The 20,438-nt window shown below is 41.4% G+C and carries 20 protein-coding genes and 1 other annotated feature; of the genes, 4 read left to right on the top strand and 16 right to left on the bottom strand.

What is annotated here, in order from left to right:
* Positions 1 to 3 precede the first annotated feature (3 nt).
* From P0G38_RS03035 to P0G38_RS03025, 3 genes are all read right to left on the bottom strand, one after another.
* Positions 4 to 1,170: an MFS transporter gene (locus P0G38_RS03035; RefSeq protein WP_016612788.1), complete on the bottom strand. Its 1,167-nt coding sequence runs from the start codon at positions 1,168 to 1,170 to the stop codon at positions 4 to 6.
* Positions 1,171 to 1,235: 65 nt separating this feature from the next.
* The gene (locus tag P0G38_RS03030; RefSeq protein WP_010749959.1) at positions 1,236 to 2,567 is read right to left on the bottom strand and encodes a 6-phospho-alpha-glucosidase; all 1,332 of its coding nucleotides are present in this window, start codon (positions 2,565 to 2,567) and stop codon (positions 1,236 to 1,238) included.
* Positions 2,568 to 2,595: 28 nt separating this feature from the next.
* A complete protein-coding gene (locus P0G38_RS03025) occupies positions 2,596 to 4,167 on the bottom strand; it encodes an alpha-glucoside-specific PTS transporter subunit IIBC (protein ID WP_275855210.1) in 1,572 nt (523 codons plus the stop codon).
* Positions 4,168 to 4,347: 180 nt separating this feature from the next.
* Between P0G38_RS03025 and P0G38_RS03020 the strand changes: the two genes are divergently transcribed.
* Positions 4,348 to 5,121, top strand: a complete 774-nt coding sequence (locus P0G38_RS03020) for a MurR/RpiR family transcriptional regulator (protein ID WP_010749961.1) — start codon at positions 4,348 to 4,350, stop codon at positions 5,119 to 5,121.
* A gap of 27 nt (positions 5,122 to 5,148) precedes the next feature.
* On the opposite strand, the gene P0G38_RS03015 is transcribed toward P0G38_RS03020, so the two are convergent.
* The 6 genes from P0G38_RS03015 to P0G38_RS02990 all read right to left on the bottom strand — a co-directional run bounded on the left by P0G38_RS03015 (position 5,149) and on the right by P0G38_RS02990 (position 10,703).
* Entirely contained in the window at positions 5,149 to 5,394 is a 246-nt protein-coding gene (locus P0G38_RS03015) for a hypothetical protein (RefSeq protein WP_016608418.1), read from the bottom strand.
* Between the two features lie 227 nt (positions 5,395 to 5,621).
* The gene (locus P0G38_RS03010; protein ID WP_275854006.1) at positions 5,622 to 6,248 is read right to left on the bottom strand and encodes a restriction endonuclease; all 627 of its coding nucleotides are present in this window, start codon (positions 6,246 to 6,248) and stop codon (positions 5,622 to 5,624) included.
* Positions 6,249 to 6,739: 491 nt separating this feature from the next.
* The gene (locus P0G38_RS03005) at positions 6,740 to 7,003 is read right to left on the bottom strand and encodes a type B 50S ribosomal protein L31 (protein ID WP_008380527.1); all 264 of its coding nucleotides are present in this window, start codon (positions 7,001 to 7,003) and stop codon (positions 6,740 to 6,742) included.
* 99 nt (positions 7,004 to 7,102) lie between these two features.
* A complete protein-coding gene (gene rho, locus P0G38_RS03000) occupies positions 7,103 to 8,398 on the bottom strand; it encodes a transcription termination factor Rho (RefSeq protein ID WP_005228301.1) in 1,296 nt (431 codons plus the stop codon).
* A 2-nt stretch (positions 8,399 to 8,400) separates the two neighbouring features.
* Positions 8,401 to 9,660 carry a UDP-N-acetylglucosamine 1-carboxyvinyltransferase gene (locus tag P0G38_RS02995; RefSeq protein ID WP_060791464.1) on the bottom strand — a complete coding sequence of 420 codons (1,260 nt, stop codon included), beginning with the start codon at positions 9,658 to 9,660 and terminating at the stop codon, positions 8,401 to 8,403.
* A 173-nt stretch (positions 9,661 to 9,833) separates the two neighbouring features.
* Positions 9,834 to 10,703, bottom strand: a complete 870-nt coding sequence (locus tag P0G38_RS02990; RefSeq protein ID WP_005228297.1) for a class II fructose-bisphosphate aldolase — start codon at positions 10,701 to 10,703, stop codon at positions 9,834 to 9,836.
* Positions 10,704 to 11,071: 368 nt separating this feature from the next.
* Between P0G38_RS02990 and P0G38_RS02985 the strand changes: the two genes are divergently transcribed.
* A complete protein-coding gene (locus P0G38_RS02985) occupies positions 11,072 to 11,527 on the top strand; it encodes a YehR family lipoprotein (protein WP_005233973.1) in 456 nt (151 codons plus the stop codon).
* A 263-nt stretch (positions 11,528 to 11,790) separates the two neighbouring features.
* Here P0G38_RS02985 and P0G38_RS02980 read toward each other — a convergent pair whose 3' ends face one another.
* A complete protein-coding gene (locus P0G38_RS02980; RefSeq protein WP_005228290.1) occupies positions 11,791 to 13,398 on the bottom strand; it encodes a CTP synthase in 1,608 nt (535 codons plus the stop codon).
* Between the two features lie 719 nt (positions 13,399 to 14,117).
* Between P0G38_RS02980 and P0G38_RS02975 the strand changes: the two genes are divergently transcribed.
* Entirely contained in the window at positions 14,118 to 14,603 is a 486-nt protein-coding gene (locus tag P0G38_RS02975) for an RNA polymerase sigma factor (RefSeq protein WP_074933168.1), read from the top strand.
* Positions 14,593 to 15,282, top strand: a complete 690-nt coding sequence (locus tag P0G38_RS02970) for a hypothetical protein (protein WP_016608442.1) — start codon at positions 14,593 to 14,595, stop codon at positions 15,280 to 15,282. Before P0G38_RS02975 ends, P0G38_RS02970 begins: the two co-directional genes overlap by 11 nt.
* 56 nt (positions 15,283 to 15,338) lie before the next feature.
* On the opposite strand, the gene P0G38_RS02965 is transcribed toward P0G38_RS02970, so the two are convergent.
* From P0G38_RS02965 to dapF, 6 genes are all read right to left on the bottom strand, one after another.
* A complete protein-coding gene (locus P0G38_RS02965; RefSeq protein WP_005228270.1) occupies positions 15,339 to 16,046 on the bottom strand; it encodes a zinc metallopeptidase in 708 nt (235 codons plus the stop codon).
* 94 nt (positions 16,047 to 16,140) lie between these two features.
* A complete protein-coding gene (locus tag P0G38_RS02960) occupies positions 16,141 to 16,473 on the bottom strand; it encodes a zinc ribbon domain-containing protein YjdM (protein ID WP_005228268.1) in 333 nt (110 codons plus the stop codon).
* A gap of 183 nt (positions 16,474 to 16,656) precedes the next feature.
* Positions 16,657 to 17,316: a methionine ABC transporter permease gene (locus tag P0G38_RS02955; RefSeq protein WP_016609383.1), complete on the bottom strand. Its 660-nt coding sequence runs from the start codon at positions 17,314 to 17,316 to the stop codon at positions 16,657 to 16,659.
* Positions 17,309 to 18,334, bottom strand: coding sequence for a methionine ABC transporter ATP-binding protein (locus P0G38_RS02950; RefSeq protein ID WP_275854005.1), 1,026 nt, complete (start codon positions 18,332 to 18,334; stop codon positions 17,309 to 17,311). Before P0G38_RS02950 ends, P0G38_RS02955 begins: the two co-directional genes overlap by 8 nt.
* A 14-nt stretch (positions 18,335 to 18,348) precedes the next feature.
* Entirely contained in the window at positions 18,349 to 19,206 is an 858-nt protein-coding gene (locus tag P0G38_RS02945) for a MetQ/NlpA family ABC transporter substrate-binding protein (RefSeq protein ID WP_016609385.1), read from the bottom strand.
* A gap of 50 nt (positions 19,207 to 19,256) precedes the next feature.
* Positions 19,257 to 19,491: a binding site (T-box leader), on the bottom strand.
* A 93-nt stretch (positions 19,492 to 19,584) separates the two neighbouring features.
* Positions 19,585 to 20,418, bottom strand: a complete 834-nt coding sequence (gene dapF / locus P0G38_RS02940; RefSeq protein WP_275854004.1) for a diaminopimelate epimerase — start codon at positions 20,416 to 20,418, stop codon at positions 19,585 to 19,587.
* Positions 20,419 to 20,438 lie beyond the last annotated feature (20 nt).

Raw genomic sequence — 20,438 nt, 5'->3', positions numbered from 1 at the left:
TCCTTAGATTGCCGACAGTGTTCTCTGACAGCTAGAATAGATAAGAAAAGCTACGAAGGGCAATAAACCAAAGATAAAGATGGCAGTATCGAGGGACAGCACCTGCGAAAGAAAGCCGCCAGCTAATGGCGAAAGAAACGATGCCGCACCAATGTACACACTGATCGATATCAGTTGTCCAGAAGAAAAAACAGCTGGCGGTGTAATAGCACTGATAATCATTCGACTGCCGATGGTAAATGCCGGTACAGTGAAAAACTGCAGAAAACTGGCTGCCAAAAGTAAGAATGGGCTACTAGCAAGCCAATAGACAAAAAATTGTAAGGTTAAAAATATGCCTGCAATCAAAATCAAGCGCTCATTTTTCCATTTAGCAATCATGCGATTCAGCAAAAGGTACGCTGGAATTTCACAAAAGGATTGGATCGACCATTTCAGACCAACAAATTCACTGCCTCTTTCCATTGTAATCAGCTTGTCGATAACGACCGTATTGTTCGCAACGATTGTCAAGTACAAGAGAAAGAACAGTCCCGTATAAACCAAAAAGCGTCGGTCTTTGCATAACAGAAGAATGTCTGCCAGCGAGACACCGCTGTTTGTTGCTGTTCCTTGCTTTTGCGGTAAGGCGTTTTTCTCTGGGATCGTTCGTGAAAATGTATAATTGATAAGCAAAAAGAGGAGCAGCGGCAAACTAAACCAGCGATAATTATTGGAAAATAAAAAGAATGGCACGCAGACACTCATCATACTCCACCCTAAAGAGCCGTTTGCTTTGATTGAAGCAATTCTTTTTGAAGTACTGGACTCCGATAATACCCAGTTATCGAGCACCGTTGCTGTTGTATTGGCTAATCCACCCGCAATAGCCAATACCAGAAAATGGATCAGCCAGTGGTCTTTTCCTAACCAATAAAAACTAATGGAGAAGAAAACCAGAAAGATCATCAGAAGCAGCGAAATACGTTTTAATCGTTTGCTCTTGTCCGAATAATAGCCGATCACTAACTGAAAAAGAATTGTCGTGATGCTGTAGGAGGCTAAAAACCAGCCTCTTTCAAGCGCATCATAGCCTTGCTCAGTTAAAAAAGGAACGATTTGTGTCATCAAAATCGCCATCGTTGCATATTGAACAAAATAGATTACTTGAAATTTGTGTTTGATTTCCATTCTTTGTTTATGATCGGCTGAAGGAAATTCCTTCAGCCGATCCCTTTCCTTTTTACCTGCTGGACCTATTTAAGTTCTGGCCAATATGGTTCGTTCGCCACAATCATTTCATCTAATATTTCTTTGGCGACTTTCGCACTTGGTACAGTTTTGTTCATAGTAAAGGACTGCCACAATTTTTGGTAAGACTCTTGTTCCCAAGCATCAACTGCCAATTTTTCAGATGCGATCTGCTGCTCCATCAATCCCTTTTGGAATGTTGGAATATCACCGATCGACAAGACTTCGTAGCCATCTTTTCCAACTAGACAAGGCAGTTCCACCATTGCATCATGGGCAAAGTTGGCAATTGCGCCGTTGTTTTCAACAATAAGAATCATGCGTTCTTTCGTATTAAAGGTTAGTGCGCAAGCAAGGTCTGTAATAAAGGAAGCATGTTCGTTTGAGGCAAATGTTGTATCAACTGCTGTGTTGTTTGCAACGATTCGTCGGCATTCATCAAACACATACTTCTCTCGTCCGTCAATGATCTCATTGGCACGGGTATACTCTTTGTCCGCATGAGCCACCGTTTCATCAGCCATCAAATAATATTTCAGATAGGTATTCGATAAAAATTCTGGTTCAATTTCGTGCAGATCTTTAGCCGCCCACATCGTTTCCAGCCAACTGCTTTCTTTATGCTGGCCTTTTTGTGTTTGTTCGGTGTAGCCGTACTTTTGAACATGCGCACTGATTTGTGGCATCAAGTCATTGCCGTCATGGTCTTTGATGCTGGTCCACCAGCCAAAATGATTCAAGCCGAAATAGCTCGTCTCAAATTCTTTCCGATCCTTCAACCCAATCACTCGCGCCATGATATCTTCCAAACAAACTGGCATATCACAAATATTGATGATTCTTGAATTTGGTCGGAATCTTCTGGTCGCTTCGGCAACGACTGCTGCTGGGTTGGAATAGTTCAAAAGCCAGGCATCTGGCGAGTATTTTTCCATGTAGTCGACTAGTTCTAAGATCGGTCCAATCGAGCGCAGGCCATAAGCTAAACCACCAGGTCCGCAGGTCTCTTGTCCGACAACATTATGCCTGAAAGGAATTTTCTCATCTTGTTCCCGCATAGCATATTTGCCGACACGAAGCTGTGCCATTACGATATCGACATCCGTAAAAGCTTCCTTTGGATCGGTTGAATATTCGAACTGTACTTCTGGCGCTCGCTCGGCAATAATGATCGCACAAGCTTTTGCTACGGTTTCTTGTCGCTTTTCATCGTTGTCATAAAATTTGATTTTTCTAACTGGAAAGCGCTCTTGACTTTCTAATAACATCATAACTAGCGATGGTGTATAGGTACTTCCGCCACCTGCAATTAAAATTGAACTTTTTTTCTTACTCATGGTACTTGTTCCTCCTTGTGATTCTGTTTTATTCGGCCATTAGTTCTTCGAATGATTCTCTAACCGTTGGTACCGTTAATCCTACAATGATTTGAATGCCGCCATTTCCAGGGTTGACCAATCCTGAGGCACCTGCTTCTTGAAACTGCGTACTATCTGCAACTTTGTCGGCATCCTTAACAGTCAAACGCAGCCGTGTCGCACAATTCGTTACATCAATGACATTGTCTTTCCCACCTACCAAGTGCATATAGGCCTGTGCTTGCCGCACATGTTTTGGTAATTTTTCATCTTGCTTTTTGTTGTCATAATCTGCTTTTGTATACAACTGCATTGCTGCAGTATCATCCTCACGTCCAGGCGTTTTTAAGTTGAACTTCTTGATCATAAAGGAGAACACAAAATACCAGATAGCGGTAAAAATCAGCCCGATAATGATTTGGGTAATATAAGTTGAACTGTGAAATTTCCACAAGGGCAGCCAATTTAGACCTAACCAGTTGATCAATCCGCCGCCAAAGTCCCCGACAACCCCGAAAGCATAGGAGATTGTGGCGATCGAAGCATCCAGTAAAGCATGAACAAACCATAATGCTGGTGCAACAAACAAGAAAGTAAACTCGATTGGTTCAGTGATTCCGGTCAAAATAGCCGTCAATGCTGCCGGTGCAATCAATGCGATCACTTTTTTCTTTTTATCAGGCCGAGCCGCTTGGATCATCGCTAAACTCAGACCTGCCGTTCCAAAGACTTTCGACATTCCTGATAGTGAGAAACCGCCAAACGGATAGAGCTCTTTCAGCGAAAACGCAGTAGTTTGGAACTCGCCAATGTGGGAGGCCCAATAAACGGCCATTCCCCCTTCGACAACCGCACTGTCATAGGCAAACGGTGCATAAACAAAGTGATGCAAGCCTGTTGGAATCAGTATTTTTTGCAAGAACTGATAAATAAAGACACCGAAGTTTCCTGATTCAATGAAAAAGCCTTGCATGCTTCTCATTCCCTCTTGGATAACTGGCCAGACAAAACACATGAGTACTGCCAAAGGAACCATGGCAAAAAAGGAAATCATGGTTACAAAGACTGATCCGCTGAAATTCGACAGCATTTCTGGCAATTCTTTTTCATAGAAGCGATTGTGGAGATAGACAACGATTCCCGAAATCAGCAAGCCGCCCATCATGCCGGTATCTAAGGTGATGATTCCTGCAATCGAGGTCAACCCAGAACCAGCAGTTGCCCCTTGAGCTAAATCTACCGCAAATGATTCTGGCCACAAAGTTAAAATTGCATTTATAAAATAATTAAAAGCGATATAAGTAACGAGTGCCTCCATCGTAGCGCGAGCGGCGTATTTTTTAGCTAGACTGATCGGCAGCCCTACTACAAATAAAAGCGGTAATTGGAAGAAGGGCGTCCAGCCTCCTGCTGCGATCACATTCCAAAATTTGAACCAGAGGGTATCTGGTGCTGCGATATCCCCCATAATCGTCTGATTCGAAAATAGCAGAGAAAAGCCGATAACGATCCCGAAAAAGGAAAACAGCATGACCGGTGCCAGCATCGCTCCGCCGAACCTTTGAATTTTTTTCATAATAGTTTTTCGTCCTTCACGTTTTTTAGTTAAGCGCTTTACTGATTCTCATTTTACTATTAAAATGATGCTATGAAACCCTTTTCCGTTGTTTAAAAGTTTCTCACATTTGAAAGGTTTTTTTCACATAAAATGTGAATTGTCACACAGAATCAATGGAGAGATAAAATGAGGAGATAGCCTATGCTGCAAGACCGTATCACTACCTACCAGTCAAGATTAACCGAGAATGACTTTTTGATCTGGTCCTACATCACCACTCACAAAAAGCACTGCTTGGCAATGTCCATCAATGATTTAGCCAAGGAGTGCATCGTTTCTAGGACGACGATTATGCGCTTTTGTCAAAAAATCGGCTTTGATGGCTTTTCAGAATTCAAATACCATTTAAAGAACGAGGTACAACAAGAAAATGCCCTACTCTCTGAGATTGAAGGCGAAATTCTAGACAATCATATTCAAACGATTGAAAATTTAAAAAAGAAAGATTTTACAGCATTGTGCAAGATGATGGCTCATGCCAAACGAATCTTTGTCTATGGTTCAGGGGACATTCAAAACCTTGTTTCCAATTATATGAAACTCTTATTTTTGCCTAATGGACTACTTGTCTACGATTTTGGTGCGATCTCAGTCAATGAACAATTTTATCGCATCATAGAGCCAGATGATTTAGTGATTTTGATTACTTTAAACGGTGAGTCACCCACCGTTGTCAAACTAGCAAAGCAACTGAAACAGCGCAATATCAACACGATCGGGATCACGAAGCTGAGAAACTCAACGGTTTCTAAACTCTGTTCTGAAACGATTTTCTTTTTAAATCCAGAGATCCAGTCAACCGAAAATGCGATCGCTCCCTTTGAAACGACCGCCACACTTTTCTTTGTGATCGAGTACTTATTGTTAAAATATGATGCTTGGCAAAAACAAGCCGCAAGCGTCTCAGAGCCATAAAAGTTCTCTTGGTTTTCCTTAATTCATTTAACTTACAGTATTTTGAAAGACGCTTGAATAAGCCATTTTCAGCCAATTTCTGCTAGGAAAAGCAGCCAATCTCTGGTAAGATAAATAAAAACGTAAAAGAGGACCAGTTATGGAATATTTAGCGATTTTACTTGTTTTCTTTCTATTGAATGTAGTGATACTTGTACTTGGATTGAAGAAGAAGCGAATCATGCTGCTTTTTCTGTCACTCTCTGGTTTATTGTTGGTTTGCTTGATTGCCATTTCTTACGTTTTCTTCTATTCAAATACACTTTAAGTCGTCAAAAACACGGGAAGCTGGCTACGAACCTACCGAAACAAACGAGGCTGTTTTAGTCATTACACCCGACGTATAGGACACATTTGTTAAAATTAATTTGAGAAAAAAAATGACTGTGACATAAGTCGCGAAAAAAGCGTAATGAATAACGGATATCCGTTCATTCATTACGCTTTTCTCTTGTTTTTTTTCATGATGAATAATTAAACGAGCTATACTCACCGCACGTTTCACAGATATAGTAATAGTTGCGTTTCTTCTTATTGTAAAGTTTCAACTTCTTCCCATTTTTACAACTCTTGCATTCTTCTAATTCAGTCAAGGTTTTATAATAAAATAACTCACTGATCATTTCTGGATAAAAATGCGCAAGCAGCTCAATCAGTTTTTTTCTGTCAATTAACAGTAGATTCTCACCGGCTATTTCTAAAGCTTGATCTGTAAAAAAATGTGTAGTGATGAAAAGCCCATTGGGAAACCCTTTGTCTGGAAAAATCCCTTTAAATGCGGCAACGAGTGGCTTACTGATCCGCTCCGTTGTTTTTTGCGGATTCCAGGCTTTACATTGGACCGCTATTGCCTTTTTATTATTAGAAAAAGCATACACATCAATACCACCATCTTTGTAACCATCGATGTTTTGGACGGTATATCCCATCTTTTGTAAAATACATTCATCAATATAATTCAAATCCTCCGATTTACAGGTTTCTAATTGAGCCACAATCTTTTTCAATTTTTTCGGGTATGTACGTTCATTAAAGTTGCTTAGTTCTGGTAAATTAATAACTTCTTTCTTTTTCTTAAATGAAAACATGTCTCTTCCTTTCTTGATTGTTTTGGATGTGATTAGTTAAAGCTTAGCTAGTAAGTGGTCTTTAATTATGTAGAGTAAAACTGGTTTTTAAAGAGAGGAAATAACTACTTTTCTCAAAAAAACGTTTGAATTCGGTAAAATAAGTCAAAATAAGAAACTTATAAAGGGATATTATTAATTTAATGATAATTTTATTTAAGTTAAAAGTCAATTGAAGCTTGAATATTCAATAACAATCGAAGGTTAAATCAAATCACTCTTGATCACTGCTTCATTTTAAAAAATTTCTAGATAGGATTCGTTATAGTGCTAATTTCCACATTCTTGTCTTACTGATCTATTGAGTCCTCTTACTTTACTTGTAACAGATTCTGAATGGTTTCTTTCGCTTTAGCAGTTGCGTGTCTATTACCTATAAAAACAAAAAAGGTTTCCCTCGTAAAAGGGAAACCTCAGAAATGTTGTCGAAACAACATTTGCAGTTATTTGTCTTATTCTGCAGCGTTGTTGTCTTTGAGACCGTATTTTTTGTTGAAACGGTCCACACGTCCGTCTGCTTGTGTGAATTTTTGACGTCCAGTGTAGAATGGATGTGAATCAGAAGTTACTTCGACACGGATCAATGGATACGTGTTGCCGTCTTCCCACTCAACAGTTTCTTGAGAATTCTTTGTAGAACCTGATAAGAATTTGAAACCAGTAGTTGAGTCCATGAATACAACTGGATGATAATCTGGATGGATATCTTGTTTCATTTCTTCTTCTCTCCTTTGCCCTGGCTCATTTGCTTCACCAGAGTTGATTTGTCGATTTTACAACATGACTATCTTACCATGTTTGGTTTTTAGATGCAATTATCTTTTTATATTTCTTTTTTGCCGTTTGTCTCCGAAATGGACATCATGAAAAGCCGCTAAAAACTCTTCATTGTTCTTCGTTTTACGCAAGAATTGAATGAATTGTTCTGTGAACTCCAAGGAATCCCCCAACATGTTGTTGCGTAAGCGCCAGGTTTCTTCCAATTGCTCGCTGCTCATCAGCAATTCCTCTTTACGGGTACCAGATTTCTTGATGTCGATCGCAGGGAAAATCCGACGTTCTGCTAAGCTGCGAGAAAGCTGCAGCTCCATATTGCCGGTTCCTTTAAACTCTTCATAGATGACATCATCCATGCGGCTGCCGGTATCCACCAGTGCTGTGGCAAGAATCGTCAAACTGCCGCCTTCTTCAATATTGCGGGCAGCACCAAAGAATTTCTTTGGTTTGTACAAAGCAGCTGGATCGATCCCGCCGCTTAGTGTACGTCCACTTGGCGGTACCACTAAGTTGTAGGCTCTTGCCAAACGAGTGATACTATCCATCAAAATCACGACATCACGCTTATCTTCTACCAAACGCATCGCCCGTTCTAGTACCAATTCAGAAACACGGGTATGATTGCTAGGCTGCAGATCAAAGGTTGAAGAAACAACATCGCCTTTGACACTGCGTTCCAAATCAGTCACTTCTTCTGGGCGCTCATCGATCAAAAGAACGATCAATTCCACCTCAGGATAATTGTCAGTGATCCCATTGGCAATTTCTTTCAAGATACTGGTTTTCCCAGCTTTAGGCGGAGCAACGATCAGTCCCCGTTGTCCAAAACCCACTGGCGACAGCATGTCGATCATCCGCGTAGAAAGGCGTCCTGACGTTGTTTCCAATTTTAAATGACGATTCGGATAAAGCGGCGTCAGCGCTGGAAAATGCGGACGCTCTTTGGCATCTTCTGGATCTTTGCCATTAACAGACTCAACGTGCATCAATCCATAATAGCGCTCAGATTCCTTGGGCGGGCGCGCCTTACCGGCGACTTTATCACCATTACGCAAACTAAACCGACGAATCTGTGACGAAGAAATATAGATATCTTCTGCACTCGGTCCGTAGTTGATTGGGCGTAAAAAACCGTAGCCTTCTTGGCCTACGATATCCAAGATTCCTTCCATATAAAAGAAGCCTTGTTTTTCCGCCTGCGCCCGTATCACAGCCAATGACAATTCTTTTTTATTCATCTGGCTGTAATAAGGAATTCGAAACTCTTTGGCAAAGGTGTAGATCTCTTTTAAGGTTTTGTTTTCCAACTCTGCCATCGTAAGATAATCGCTCATAATTACTCCTCTATCATTTGAATATCAGCTCCAAGAGCCGTTAGTTTTTCGATGATATGATCATAGCCGCGCAAAATATACTCGACATTAAAGACGCTGGTCGTGCCAGTCGCCATCAATCCGGCAATGACAAGACAAGCTCCTGCTCGCAAATCAGAAGCGACAACTTCTGCTCCGTGCAATTGGCTCGGTCCGCTAACAAAAATCATGTTGCCTTCTGTCGTTGCTTGTGCGCCCATCCGTGCTAATTCAGGAATATGGTTGACCCGTTTGGCGTAAATCGTGTCCATGATCTCCGACGTTCCTTTTGCTTTTAGCAATAATGGTGTGATCGGCTGTTGCAGGTCTGTGGCAAATCCTGGATAAGGATAAGTTTTCACAGTCGCTGGTTTCAAGTCTTTTGAGGGATGCACATAGATTTCATCTTCGCTGATATCCATTCGCACGCCGATTTCTTCCAATTTCGCAATGTAACTTTCTAGATGCTCATAAATCACATTTTTGACAGTAATGCCTTCCCCCGCTGCTGCGGCTAAAGAAAGGTAGGTTCCTGCTTCGATCCGGTCTGGAATGATGGAATGACGACAACCGTGCAATTCTTCCACGCCTTCGATACGAATTTCATTGGTACCTGCACCTCTGATTTTCGCTCCCATATTATTTAAAAGGGTCGCAACATCAATGATCTCAGGTTCTCGTGCGGCATTTTCAATGATCGTTTTGCCTTTGGCTTTTACTGCTGCCAGCATCACATTGATGGTTGCTCCGATGGAGACCATATCTAGGAAGATACGTTCGCCAGTCAAGCCTTCTTCTTCGGTACGCAAATACATGGCACCATGTTCGTTGGTGACTTTTGCGCCAAGTGCTTCGAAGCCTTTAATATGCAAATCGATTGGTCGCGGACCTAAGAAGCAGCCGCCAGGCAACCCAACGACGCCTTCACCAAACTTCGCCAACAATGCCCCCATGAAATAGTAAGAAGCTCGTAGACTATTGATTTTTCCGTTAGGCATCGGGATCGAAACGATGTTTGTCGGATCGATTTCTAGCGTATTGTTTTCAAAATGGGTCTTTACACCCATGATTTCGATAATCTCAATTAATGAGTGCACATCTTGGATGTCAGGCACTCCTTCTAAAATGACCGGTGAATCAGCTAAGATCGCTGCCGGGATCAATGCGACAGCACTGTTTTTTGCGCCGCTAATGGTGACTTCACCTTTTAAGGGACGATTGCCGTTGATGACAATTTTTTTCATGGAATTCCACCTATACTCTTTTTTAATTTATGTGTATCATTCCAATTTTAGCACAGATCACTCAAAGAAAAAAGATGCAGGATATTTTTGATCCCCGCATCAAGAATATTTTCTTGGAAAACAAAAAAACTCTTAGAATCAGTGATTCTAAGAGTTTTGATCTTTGATTAAGATTAAGCTTTACCAGCTGAACCGAACCAGTCGATGTGTTCTTCTGCATCTTTAACGATTGCAGCAACACCTGGTGCTAATAATTTACGAGGGTCGAATCCTTTACCTTCTTTATCTTTGCCAGCTTCGATGTATTCACGAGTTGCTTTAGCAAATGATAATTGGAATTCAGTATTTACGTTTACTTTAGAAACACCCATTGAGATTGCTTTTTCGATTTGGTCTTGAGGAATACCAGAACCACCGTGTAATACTAATGGTACATCAGAACCTACTGCATCAGCGATTGCTTGTAAGTGGTCAAAAGCAAGGCCTTTCCAGTTTTCAGGGTATTGACCGTGAATGTTACCAATTCCGCAAGCTAGGTAATCAATACCAGTTGCAACCATTTGTTTACATTCTTCGATGTCAGCTAATTCGCCAGAACCGATGATTCCATCTTCTTCTCCGCCGATTGAACCAACTTCACACTCAACAGAAACGCCTTTTGCGTGTGCTTTTTCGACAACTTCTTTAGCCAATTTCAAGTTTTCTTCAAATGGTAAGTGAGAGCCATCAAACATAACAGAAGTGTAACCAACTTCGATACATTCCATTGCTGCATCGTAATCACCATGGTCTAAGTGGATTGCAACTGGAACAGTGATGTTCATTGAATCAACCAAGTTTGTAACGATGTCTTTAGCAACTTTGTATCCGCCCATATATTTGGCAGCACCCATTGAAGTTTGGATTAGAACTGGCGCTTTTTTCGCTTCAGCAGCTTTTAAAATCGCTTGTGTCCATTCTAAGTTGTTTGTGTTGAATCCGCCGACTGCATATCCGCCTTGACGAGCAGCTTTTAAGAATTCAGCTCCTGATACTACTGGCATAAAAAATTCCTCCTAAGTTTTGAAAAACTTTATTTGTTAAGCAATGCTTAACCGACAATGCTATTTTAGCAAAGATTTGCGGTATTTGCTACTAAAAAGAGGAATTTCTCTTTTCAAAAAAAGATTGCACAAATATAAAAATCCAGCATTTTCATCATCTTTTCTGAAAGTCTACGATTCTGTAAGGTTTTGCTCTCCTATATGCGGTCGTTAGATAACAAATCAGCGTGTGAAAATTCGAGAAAAATTTCACATATTTTTTCGTCATTTTATCATAATTTTCCAGCAAATCCTTTCTTCTTCTCTTTTGAGCATAAGAATAGCCTTGTGAAAGCGGCTATATTATTATGTAAAAAAGGAGGGATAAAATGAAAAAAGCGCTTATTGGATTTTTGGCAGTCATCGGAGTTCTTTTCTTGGCAAGCTGTAGCTCGGGGGCCAAGGAAGAAACCAAAACATTCACAATGGATCAAAATGGGGTTTCGATGGAACTGGTCTTCACTTATGAAGGCGATAAAGTAAAAACTCAGACTGCGAACAATGTCATGCCTTATTCAGCGATCGGGGTAACGACTAAAGAAGAAGCACAAACCGTGCTTGATCCGATTGCAGAACAGTATCAGCAAGTCAAAGGGTTGGACTATTCCCTCGACTATACAGATAGTGAGGCGACTGAATCCTTGACCATCAATTATGATGAGTTGGATTATGATTCAGCGAAACAATTGCCTGGGGTTAGTTTCGAAGGAAACACCGAAAATGGGATCAGCATGGAACGTACAGAGGAAATGCTCTTAGACCAAGGGTATAAGCTAAAAGAATAATCCTCTCTAGACACTAGCAAATCAACATGGGTTTCCCGCTGGCGGATTTCATTCGAACTGTTAGCGAAAAAAATAATGCATCAGCCAGAAACTTCCGGTCGTTTTGACGGAAGTTTTTTGTGTGCAGAAACAGATACCTTCTACCAACGCTCTCGCAAGTTTCAACCTTTTACGGATTATTGGGATGGCGCAACTCAAAAAAACTCCCCATCTTGAGATGAGGAGTTTCGCACATTCATTCCTTGTTTTGCCGCTAGCGATTATTATGCTTGGCGGTTGTCTAATGAAGCTCCAACAAATGCTTTGATCAAGCGTTGTGGGCGAGTTGGACGAGAAATCAATTCTGGGTGGAATTGGCAACCCACGAAGAATTTGTTTTCTGGGATCTCAACGATTTCAACCAAACGATTGTCTGGTGACACACCTGAGAAAACCATCCCGTTTGCTTCAAAGATTTCACGGTATTTGTTGTTGAATTCATAACGATGACGGTGACGTTCTTGAACAACTTCTTCTCCGTCATAAGCTGCAGCTGTTTTGGTGCCTTTCTTCACTTTACATGGGTATAAGCCTAAGCGCAATGTTCCACCTAAGTTTTCGATGTTTTCTTGGTCAGCCATCAAATCAATGATGTTGTTGGCTGTTTCAGGATCTGTTTCTGCGGAATTGGCATTTTCCAAGCCAACGACATTGCGGGCATATTCCACACAAGCCATTTGCATTCCTAGACAAATCCCTAAGAATGGCACATCGTTTTCCCGAGCATATCGGATCGCTTCGATTTTTCCTTCAATCCCGCGATCACCGAATCCACCAGGAACAAGAATACCGTCTACTTCACCTAAGTAAGAATCCACGTTTTCTCGTGTGATTTCTTGGGCTTTGATCCAATCGATCTCGATGTCTGCATCAAAGGCAAAGCCAGAATGTTTCAAGGCTTCGACAACTGATAGATAAGCATCTGGCAATTCCACGTATTTTCCAACTAATGCGATGCGTACTTTTTTCTTCAAATTCAGTACCTTTTCTTCCAATGCTTGCCATTCAGTCATGTCAGCAGCTGGTGCAGTCAGTTTCAAATGATCACACACGATTTGATCCATGCCTTGCGCTTGCAGTGCCAATGGAATCGAATAAAGGGTCTCAACGTCACGAGATTCGATCACGGCTTCTGGTGCCACGTCACAGAATTGTGCCAATTTGTTTTTCGTTGATTGTCCTACGGGTTGTTCTGTCCGAACGACCAAGATATTTGGTTGAATCCCTAAGCCGCGCAGTTCCTTCACACTGTGTTGGGTCGGTTTGGTTTTCATTTCGCCTGCTGCTTTCAAATAAGGAATCAGCGTCGTATGGATGTACATCACATTGTCTGAACCTACGTCCGCTTTCATTTGACGCAAAGCTTCTAGAAATGGCAATGATTCAATATCCCCTACTGTACCGCCGACTTCTGTAATGATCACATCTGAATCAGTCATTTTGGCTGCCCGCATGATTTTTTCTTTGATCTCGTTGGTGATATGCGGGATCACTTGAACAGTCGCGCCTAAGTATTCTCCTTTACGCTCTTTCCGCAAAACTTCTGAATAGATTTTTCCAGTTGTTACATTTGAGTATTTGTTCAAATTGATATCGATAAAGCGTTCATAGTGACCTAAGTCTAAGTCGGTCTCTGCTCCATCATCGGTTACGAATACTTCACCATGTTGGTATGGGCTCATCGTTCCTGGATCGACGTTGATGTACGGATCGAATTTTTGAATCGTTACTTTCAAGCCGCGATTTTTCAACAGACGTCCTAATGATGCTGCTACGATCCCTTTACCAATAGAAGAAACCACACCGCCGGTTACAAAAATATATTTTGTCATAAACTGAAAAACTCCTTTAATCTATTTTACAGGAAAAGCATTTAGAAAATAATAAAAGCTCCCTATCCATAAATGAATAGGGAGCGAAAATTCTAAATCACTTTCTGACTCTTGTAAAGAGTGCCCAAACAGAATGATACATTCTCACCTAGAAAATGTCAAGAAAACTTTATCTGATTTTTTCAGAAAAAACGGAGGTTTCCAAACGAAGCGCTTTACGCTTCGTTGCAGCTGGTTTCTTCTTTTTCACGACTAAGTTCTATGGTTATTCTTTCTTAAACAACCTTCATGTTTTCTGCACAACTTTTTGCAATTTTTTCATTGCTTCTTACGAAATCGTTGAACTCTCTTTGGCATAATACAAAGTGTAGATGAAGTCTGGCGCTTTACTCGTTTTGGTAAAAATGATCGGAACGTATTTCTGGTTATTTTTGGCAAAGACGAGGTGCAGGTTCGATTCCTGCCTTCTACGCTAGTATAATTTTTCTTTTGCAGGATAGAGGCAGCTATCCTGCTATTTTTTTGTTATAAATCGTCACTGTCTTCTGAAAAGCATGTAATTCCCTTCAAAAGCTGATTGTTTTTTTCCGATTCCTTTGAGAAAATAAGCACAACTCAATCGATTAATTTAACATTTTCTCGATTTTTTCCGATTTTTTTAGTTGAAAGATGTTCACTTTTTTTACTTTCAGTTGTTGTATTGTTAAGGAGGGGGAAAAATGCGTTTGGATGCTTACGAACATTATTTACTGCAGTTAACGAATGACTTGGTTCATTACCTGCAGTCCCTCGGCGCTTCACAACAGGATGCCGAAGATATTGCTCAAGAAGCAGTTGTTAAAATCCTTGAAATCGATTCGGTCTTATCCGCAGAAGCGATTCGTCCGTGGCTGTTTCGTGTGGGTATCAATGGTTACTTTACGTTGTATAAACAAACAAAGCGACGGCGAGAAATCGTCAGGCAGTATTTGCCAGTGACTGCTTCTAGTATCAACTGGCAAGAAACTGATGATGATCTTTATGAGGCACTTCAAGAATTACCCGTTTCTACCTCCACCCTTTTGATCATGAAGTACGCAGAAAATTTGAGCTTAAAAGAAATAAGCTTCTTACTAAATCGCTCGGAAGATAGTATCAAAACAGCATTATATCGAGGAAGAAAACAACTGAAAAAACGAATGGAGGAAAAGAATCATGGCTATTAAAGAGCAAGATTTTAAAAAAATCGTGAAAAAAGCTCGGCTAAAAAACACACGTAGGACAATTGTTATTGCTGTACTGTCTTTGTTCGTATTGATTGGTCTACCAGGGGGGCTTTATTTAAACTATTACAATTACGGTCCTTTTCGAGGAGAAAAAATAGCGGGTGTTCCAGATAATCATCTAGTTCAAGTCGAAAATCAAATGGATCTTTCCAGACTGTTATTTGATTTTGGCTCGCAGCTAAAATTTAATACCCAAGCTCAAGCGATGACGGTTTACTTTGATCACTATCACAAAGGTGAGAAAACAACCCACAAGTTGATTGCTTCCTTAATGACAGATACCAAAAGCAATTATAACGGTTATTTAACGATCGGCATTTCTAAAGGGGAAAAAAAGCTGCTCGTAAACTTATCTTCCAATGGCGGAGCATCAGAAACAACGACAGATCTTACGGCATTTCAGTATATTTCTCTTGGAGAAGACAAAGATCTTCCCGGGGGAGCAATCTACCACATTGAAGAAGATCCCCTAGAAATCAAAAAAAATGTTGAGATTCCTTTGATGTACATTGCACAAGGTGGCGACCTAAAATTATATGATGTGATGGAAAATAACTTGTCCGAAGAAAATTTAAAAAGCATTGAAAACGTCTATTACATTTACTTAATAGTAGAATAACGAAAAAAGACCAGTTCAGGATGCCTGAGCTGGTCTTTTTTCTGTCATACTGTCGATTAATTCCGACGGTTGTTATTACCGAATAAAATAATCAAACGTAAGAGCTGCAATAAGGTTGCTACGGCAGCTGCGACATACGTCAACGCTGCGGCAAAGAGCACTCTTCTTGCTTGTGGTACTTCATCTTCTGTTAACAAGCCACCATCTGCCAAAATACGGATCGCCCGTTTTGAGGCATCGAACTCGACTGGCAAGGTCACTAATTGGAAAATAAACGCCAATGAGAAAGCCAACAAGCCTAAGTTGATCAGAAACGATCCTCGTAATAGGACCCCAATCAAAATCAATGGGATCGAGATGCTGGTTCCGATATTAGCGATCGGTACGATCGCATGACGCAAACGCAAAGGAAAGTAACCTTTGGCATCTTGGACTGCGTGTCCACACTCATGAGCCGCAACACCGATTGCTGCTACCGAAGTTGATTGTGCAGTGGATTGCGATAAACTCAGCATTTTGTTGCCAGAATTGTAATTATCCGTCAAATCACCAGCGATCGCTTGCACACCCACATTATTGATTCCTTGGCTTTGCAAGATGTACTGCGCCGCTTTTGTGCCGGTAATATTATTTTTACTTCTGACTTTGTCATATTTGTTAAAGGTACTTTTGACGTACGCTGACGCTGCTAGCGAAATCACCATACCGATAATTACAAGAATGAAAGTCGGGTCATAAAAAAAGCCGAACCCGTATCCGCCCATACCATACACGATAAAATTCCCCCTTTTAATCTTTGACCTTATTTTACCATTAAAGTGGTGAAAAAATTATGAAGATGACTGGAAGATTTTGTTTTTAACCTTTTTTTACAAATTCTGATTTTAGTTTCATTGCGCCGAAGCCATCGATCTTGCAATCAATGTTGTGGTCGCCTTCGACTAATTTGATGTTTTTCACTTTCGTTCCTTGTTTGATGGCGCCAGATGCGCCTTTGACTTTCAAGTCTTTGATGACCGTTACTGTATCGCCATCGACTAAAATATTGCCGTTGGCATCTTTATATACGGGTGCTTCTTCCGCCGCTTGTTGCTCTTGCCATTCGTTTCCGCATTCAGGACAAACAAACAGCCCGCGGTCTTCATAAGCGTATTCAGATTGGCAATTTGGACAGTTAGGAATTTGAGTCATAGTGTTGCTCCTTTAAAATATAATTTTCGCTGTAAAAAAACAACTCACCATCAGCATACCGAAAAACCATTAGAGGTGCAACCAAAAATCAGTGACCTGTAAGTAAAAAAAATCGCTTCTGTAGAGTAATAACAGAAGCGATAACTCAAGTGTATTCGAAAAGGAACTACAAAGCGTTGGGTATTATTTTGAGAAATGATTCGCACAAGCATCGCCGACCCACTGGATGATTTGTACCAGAAGAATCAGCAGGAGAATCACCACAATCAAAATCGCCGTTTCATAGCGATAATAACCATACTGAATTGCTAAATCGCCAATGCCGCCTGCGCCAATTGTTCCCACCATCGCTGAGTAGCCTAAAAGACTGATCAAAGTTAGCACAAATCCGCGAATCAAAGCTGGCAGACTTTCTGGTAAAATCACTTCGCGAACGATCTGTCTCGTCGATGCTCCAGAAGCGACGCTGGCTTCAAGGACGCCATAGTCGATTTCGGCAAATGCGGATTCAGCGATTCGGGCGTAAAAAGGAATCGCGGCAATCGATAAAGCAATCGCACCACCCGCTGGGGTATAAGGATCACCGATCAGCATCGCTGATAACGGAATCAGCGTAATCAATAAGATCAAAAATGGCAGCGAACGGATTGCATTGACGACAAAATCGGCCAGATGATGCAAGAAAATATTTTTATGAAAAAGGTTACTGCCGACTAAAAACAGGACTAATCCAATCAATAAGCCGAAAACTACTCCTATAATTGCTGAGGTCCCCACCATAAAGAATGTTTCCCATAGTGCTTGAGGTAGGTTTGTTTTTAAAATCTCAATCGTTTCAGCCATTTTCTTCACCTATCTTTCTTAGAGAAAAGACGTTCGCAGCTAAGTGTTCTCGGGCTTTTGCTGCTTCTTCGGCGGGTCCCGTCAAATAGATATACAAAATACCGATCACATCTTTTTTGATATACTCAATTTTCCCATGGATGATATTGATCGACACATCGTAGGCTTTGGCTACAGTCGAAATCAGCGGTTCTAACGTATACTCCCCTTGGTAGCGCAATTCCAGCAAGTCGCCTTGCGTGAAAGATGCTAGAATCTCTTCAGGAAGCGTCAGATCCAAGTAGCGGCCTACCAGTTTTTTCGTAATAGGCTGTTTAGGCTGACTGAACAAGCCATAGGTCGTTTGTTCTTCAACGATGTGCCCCTTTTCCATCACTGCCACCCGATCAAAAAACTTACGGGCAACATCCAATTCATGAGTGATAAAGACGATGGTGATGCCTGTCTGTTCCTTGATTCGGATCAACAATTTCAAAATTTCTTCGGTCGTTTCAACATCTAACGCACTGGTAGCTTCGTCACACAACAAAATCTCAGGTTCGTTGGCAATCGCTCGTGCAATGCCGATCCGTTGCTTTTCTCCCCCAGACAAATTATTCGGATACTCGTGAATTTTGTGAGGCAGATCCACCATTTCCAACAGTTCCTTGATCCTCGCTTCTTGCTGATCTTTCGGATAATCACCAGCGCGCAAAGCAAAGGCTAAATTTTCCTTGATGGTTCGATTATGGATCAGATTGAAATGCTGAAAGATCATCCCGATTTTTTGTCGTACTTCACGCAAGTGTTTGCCTTTGGCTTGCGTGATGTCTTGACCATCAATCAGAATTTGACCGCTAGAGGGCACCTGCAGTAGATTCAACGTACGAACCAAGGTACTTTTCCCAGCCCCGCTCAATCCGACGATCCCGTATACTTCTCCAGCTTTAACGGAAAAATCAACGGAATCCACTGCTTTTTTGATTTGTTTTTTATGAGTGAATGCCACTGATACTTGTTTTACTTCTATTTTTGCCATAAGATATGCCCTTCTTACTCAGCCCAAAATTTCGGTTGATCAAAGTTGCTGAACGGTGATTCGGCAATCGCTTCTTTAAATGCATCACTTTCTAATACTTCCGTAACTGCCTTAGCAAAATCACTGTCTTCTTCTTCGGTGGACACCACAAAGACATTTTTATATTCTTCTTTCAACGACTCCAACGCCAAAGCATCTGCAGGATCAAGAGAAGCCGCCCAAGCGAAGTTTCCTGGTACTAAAGCTAAATCGACTGTATCTAACGAACGAGCCAATTGGGCTGCGTCTAATTCTTTAAATGTCAGATTCTTCGGATTTTCTTCGATATCATTCACCGTTGCCTTCGTTTCGTCGATATTGTCTGCGATGGTGATCAACTCATTGGCAGCTAACAGTTGCAAGGTCCGAGCTAAATTTGAGGCATCATTGGCAATCGAAACAGTCGCCCCGTCTGCTAACTCATCCAAGCTGGACAGTTGCTTCGAATAGATGCCCATTCCCAATGTTGGCACTTTTTGTAATGCCGTAAGAGATAACTGGTTATCTGCCGAAAATTTTTCTAGATAGGCCGTATGCTGAAACAAATTGGCATCGATTTGGCCATTCGCCAAGGCATTGTTCGGCTGAATATAATCATTAAACACTTTGGTCGTTAGTTGATACCCTTTTTCTTCCAGTAATGGAGAGATCACCTCTGTCACCATATCCCCATATGGTCCAGGTGCCACTCCAACGACTTTTTCTTCCACTGCATCTACACTGTTTTCACCAGACTGTGTATCCTCCGTGCTGCTAGTATTGCCACAAGCTGCCAATGTAATTAAGACAGCAGCAGCAACTAACCCAACGATTCCCTTTTTCAACTGTTTCATTTTTTAGTTCCCCCTTTTTATAATAAAAAAACGTCCTTTCTCCATCATAGAGAAAGGACGAAACAACCATGTTCGTGGTACCACCTTTAATTCATTGGCACAAGCTGCCAACCTTATCAGTTTATCAACTGCTTTGCTGTAACGGGCAATCCCGCTGCACGCTTGCTTTTGCTCACGTCCAAACGCTCCAAGGCCATCTTCAGTCAAACGGCTGTGCTCTTTCTCACCAATCCGAGCTCTCTGATCCAATCGAAACTGACTTACTCTTCTTATCATCGCGTGTTTTTTAATTTGTGTTTAACTATACGATAGCCTCAAATGAATGTCAATTCTTTTTTTCACGAAAATATCATCTTTTTGCAATAACTTTCACAGTGTTTACAGAGTCAAATTCTCATCTAGAATCAAGCCTTCAGAGACCATAACCGCATCACCGATCAATTCTAATGCGCCCTGATCAACATCAACTTCTACCGTTAACTCGCCACCTAACACGTGCAGCAAGACATTCGCTGCCGCTTGCTGATGACGTTTGGTCACGACATACGCAGTGGCACCAGAACCTGTGCCGCACGCATAGGTAAAACCTTCCACCCCTCGTTCATACGTGCGAACGATCAGATCACCCTTGTCATCTTCTTCATAGAAATTGACATTCGCCCCTTTGGGGAAAACCTCCCAATAGCGTATCTCTTTGGCAAGTTCAGCCAGCTGTTCCAACTCAGTTTCTGCCAGGCCAGGATAGTGAATCACCGCATGAGGGATTCCTGGATCACCCAATTCCACATAGTCCACGAAAGAAACCATTGGATTCGGGTACGCTTGATCAAATGTAGTCACGGTGGGTGGATTCAAGGTTACTTTGTAGTGTTTTGCCGACAAGCGCCATGCGGGGACATCGCCAGCAACTGTTTCGATGGTCATCTGCTCGCCAGCAATTCCCTTCTCAAAGGCATAACGGGCAATACAGCGAACGCCGTTGCCGCACATTTCTGCTTCGGTCCCATCAGCATTGTAAAACCGCATCCGAAAATCAGCGGTTCCTGTGGGAAAATCCACTGCCATGACTGCATCCGCGCCAACAGAAAATTTCCGATGGCAAACCTGAGCAGCAAATTGCGACAGTTGTTCATGGGAGAATTTCAATGTGCGGTTATCGATTACGATAAAATCATTTCCTGCACCTTGCATTTTTGTATAAGGAATCGTCATGTTGTCACCTGCTTTTCAAA

Origin of the sequence: Enterococcus casseliflavus, from assembly GCF_029215545.1 — a bacterium.
Classification (GTDB): domain Bacteria; phylum Bacillota; class Bacilli; order Lactobacillales; family Enterococcaceae; genus Enterococcus_D; species Enterococcus_D casseliflavus.
The sequence above is the reverse complement of the archived record's forward strand: the minus strand, read 5'-3'. Positions and strand labels throughout refer to the sequence as shown.

Coding starts and splice junctions, on each gene's coding strand:
- P0G38_RS03035 (WP_016612788.1), bottom strand. CDS start 1,170: ATGGAAATCAAACACAAATTTCAAGTAATCTATTTTGTTCAATATGCA.
- P0G38_RS03030 (WP_010749959.1), bottom strand. CDS start 2,567: ATGAGTAAGAAAAAAAGTTCAATTTTAATTGCAGGTGGCGGAAGTACC.
- P0G38_RS03020 (WP_010749961.1), top strand. CDS start 4,348: ATGCTGCAAGACCGTATCACTACCTACCAGTCAAGATTAACCGAGAAT.
- P0G38_RS03015 (WP_016608418.1), bottom strand. CDS start 5,394: ATGGCAATCAAGCAAACCAACAATAAACCAGAGAGTGACAGAAAAAGC.
- P0G38_RS03010 (WP_275854006.1), bottom strand. CDS start 6,248: ATGTTTTCATTTAAGAAAAAGAAAGAAGTTATTAATTTACCAGAACTA.
- P0G38_RS03005 (WP_008380527.1), bottom strand. CDS start 7,003: ATGAAACAAGATATCCATCCAGATTATCATCCAGTTGTATTCATGGAC.
- rho (WP_005228301.1), bottom strand. CDS start 8,398: ATGAGCGATTATCTTACGATGGCAGAGTTGGAAAACAAAACCTTAAAA.
- P0G38_RS02995 (WP_060791464.1), bottom strand. CDS start 9,660: ATGAAAAAAATTGTCATCAACGGCAATCGTCCCTTAAAAGGTGAAGTC.
- P0G38_RS02990 (WP_005228297.1), bottom strand. CDS start 10,703: ATGCCAGTAGTATCAGGAGCTGAATTCTTAAAAGCTGCTCGTCAAGGC.
- P0G38_RS02985 (WP_005233973.1), top strand. CDS start 11,072: ATGAAAAAAGCGCTTATTGGATTTTTGGCAGTCATCGGAGTTCTTTTC.
- P0G38_RS02980 (WP_005228290.1), bottom strand. CDS start 13,398: ATGACAAAATATATTTTTGTAACCGGCGGTGTGGTTTCTTCTATTGGT.
- P0G38_RS02975 (WP_074933168.1), top strand. CDS start 14,118: ATGCGTTTGGATGCTTACGAACATTATTTACTGCAGTTAACGAATGAC.
- P0G38_RS02970 (WP_016608442.1), top strand. CDS start 14,593: ATGGCTATTAAAGAGCAAGATTTTAAAAAAATCGTGAAAAAAGCTCGG.
- P0G38_RS02965 (WP_005228270.1), bottom strand. CDS start 16,046: ATGGGCGGATACGGGTTCGGCTTTTTTTATGACCCGACTTTCATTCTT.
- P0G38_RS02960 (WP_005228268.1), bottom strand. CDS start 16,473: ATGACTCAAATTCCTAACTGTCCAAATTGCCAATCTGAATACGCTTAT.
- P0G38_RS02955 (WP_016609383.1), bottom strand. CDS start 17,316: ATGGCTGAAACGATTGAGATTTTAAAAACAAACCTACCTCAAGCACTA.
- P0G38_RS02950 (WP_275854005.1), bottom strand. CDS start 18,334: ATGGCAAAAATAGAAGTAAAACAAGTATCAGTGGCATTCACTCATAAA.
- P0G38_RS02945 (WP_016609385.1), bottom strand. CDS start 19,206: ATGAAACAGTTGAAAAAGGGAATCGTTGGGTTAGTTGCTGCTGCTGTC.
- dapF (WP_275854004.1), bottom strand. CDS start 20,418: ATGACGATTCCTTATACAAAAATGCAAGGTGCAGGAAATGATTTTATC.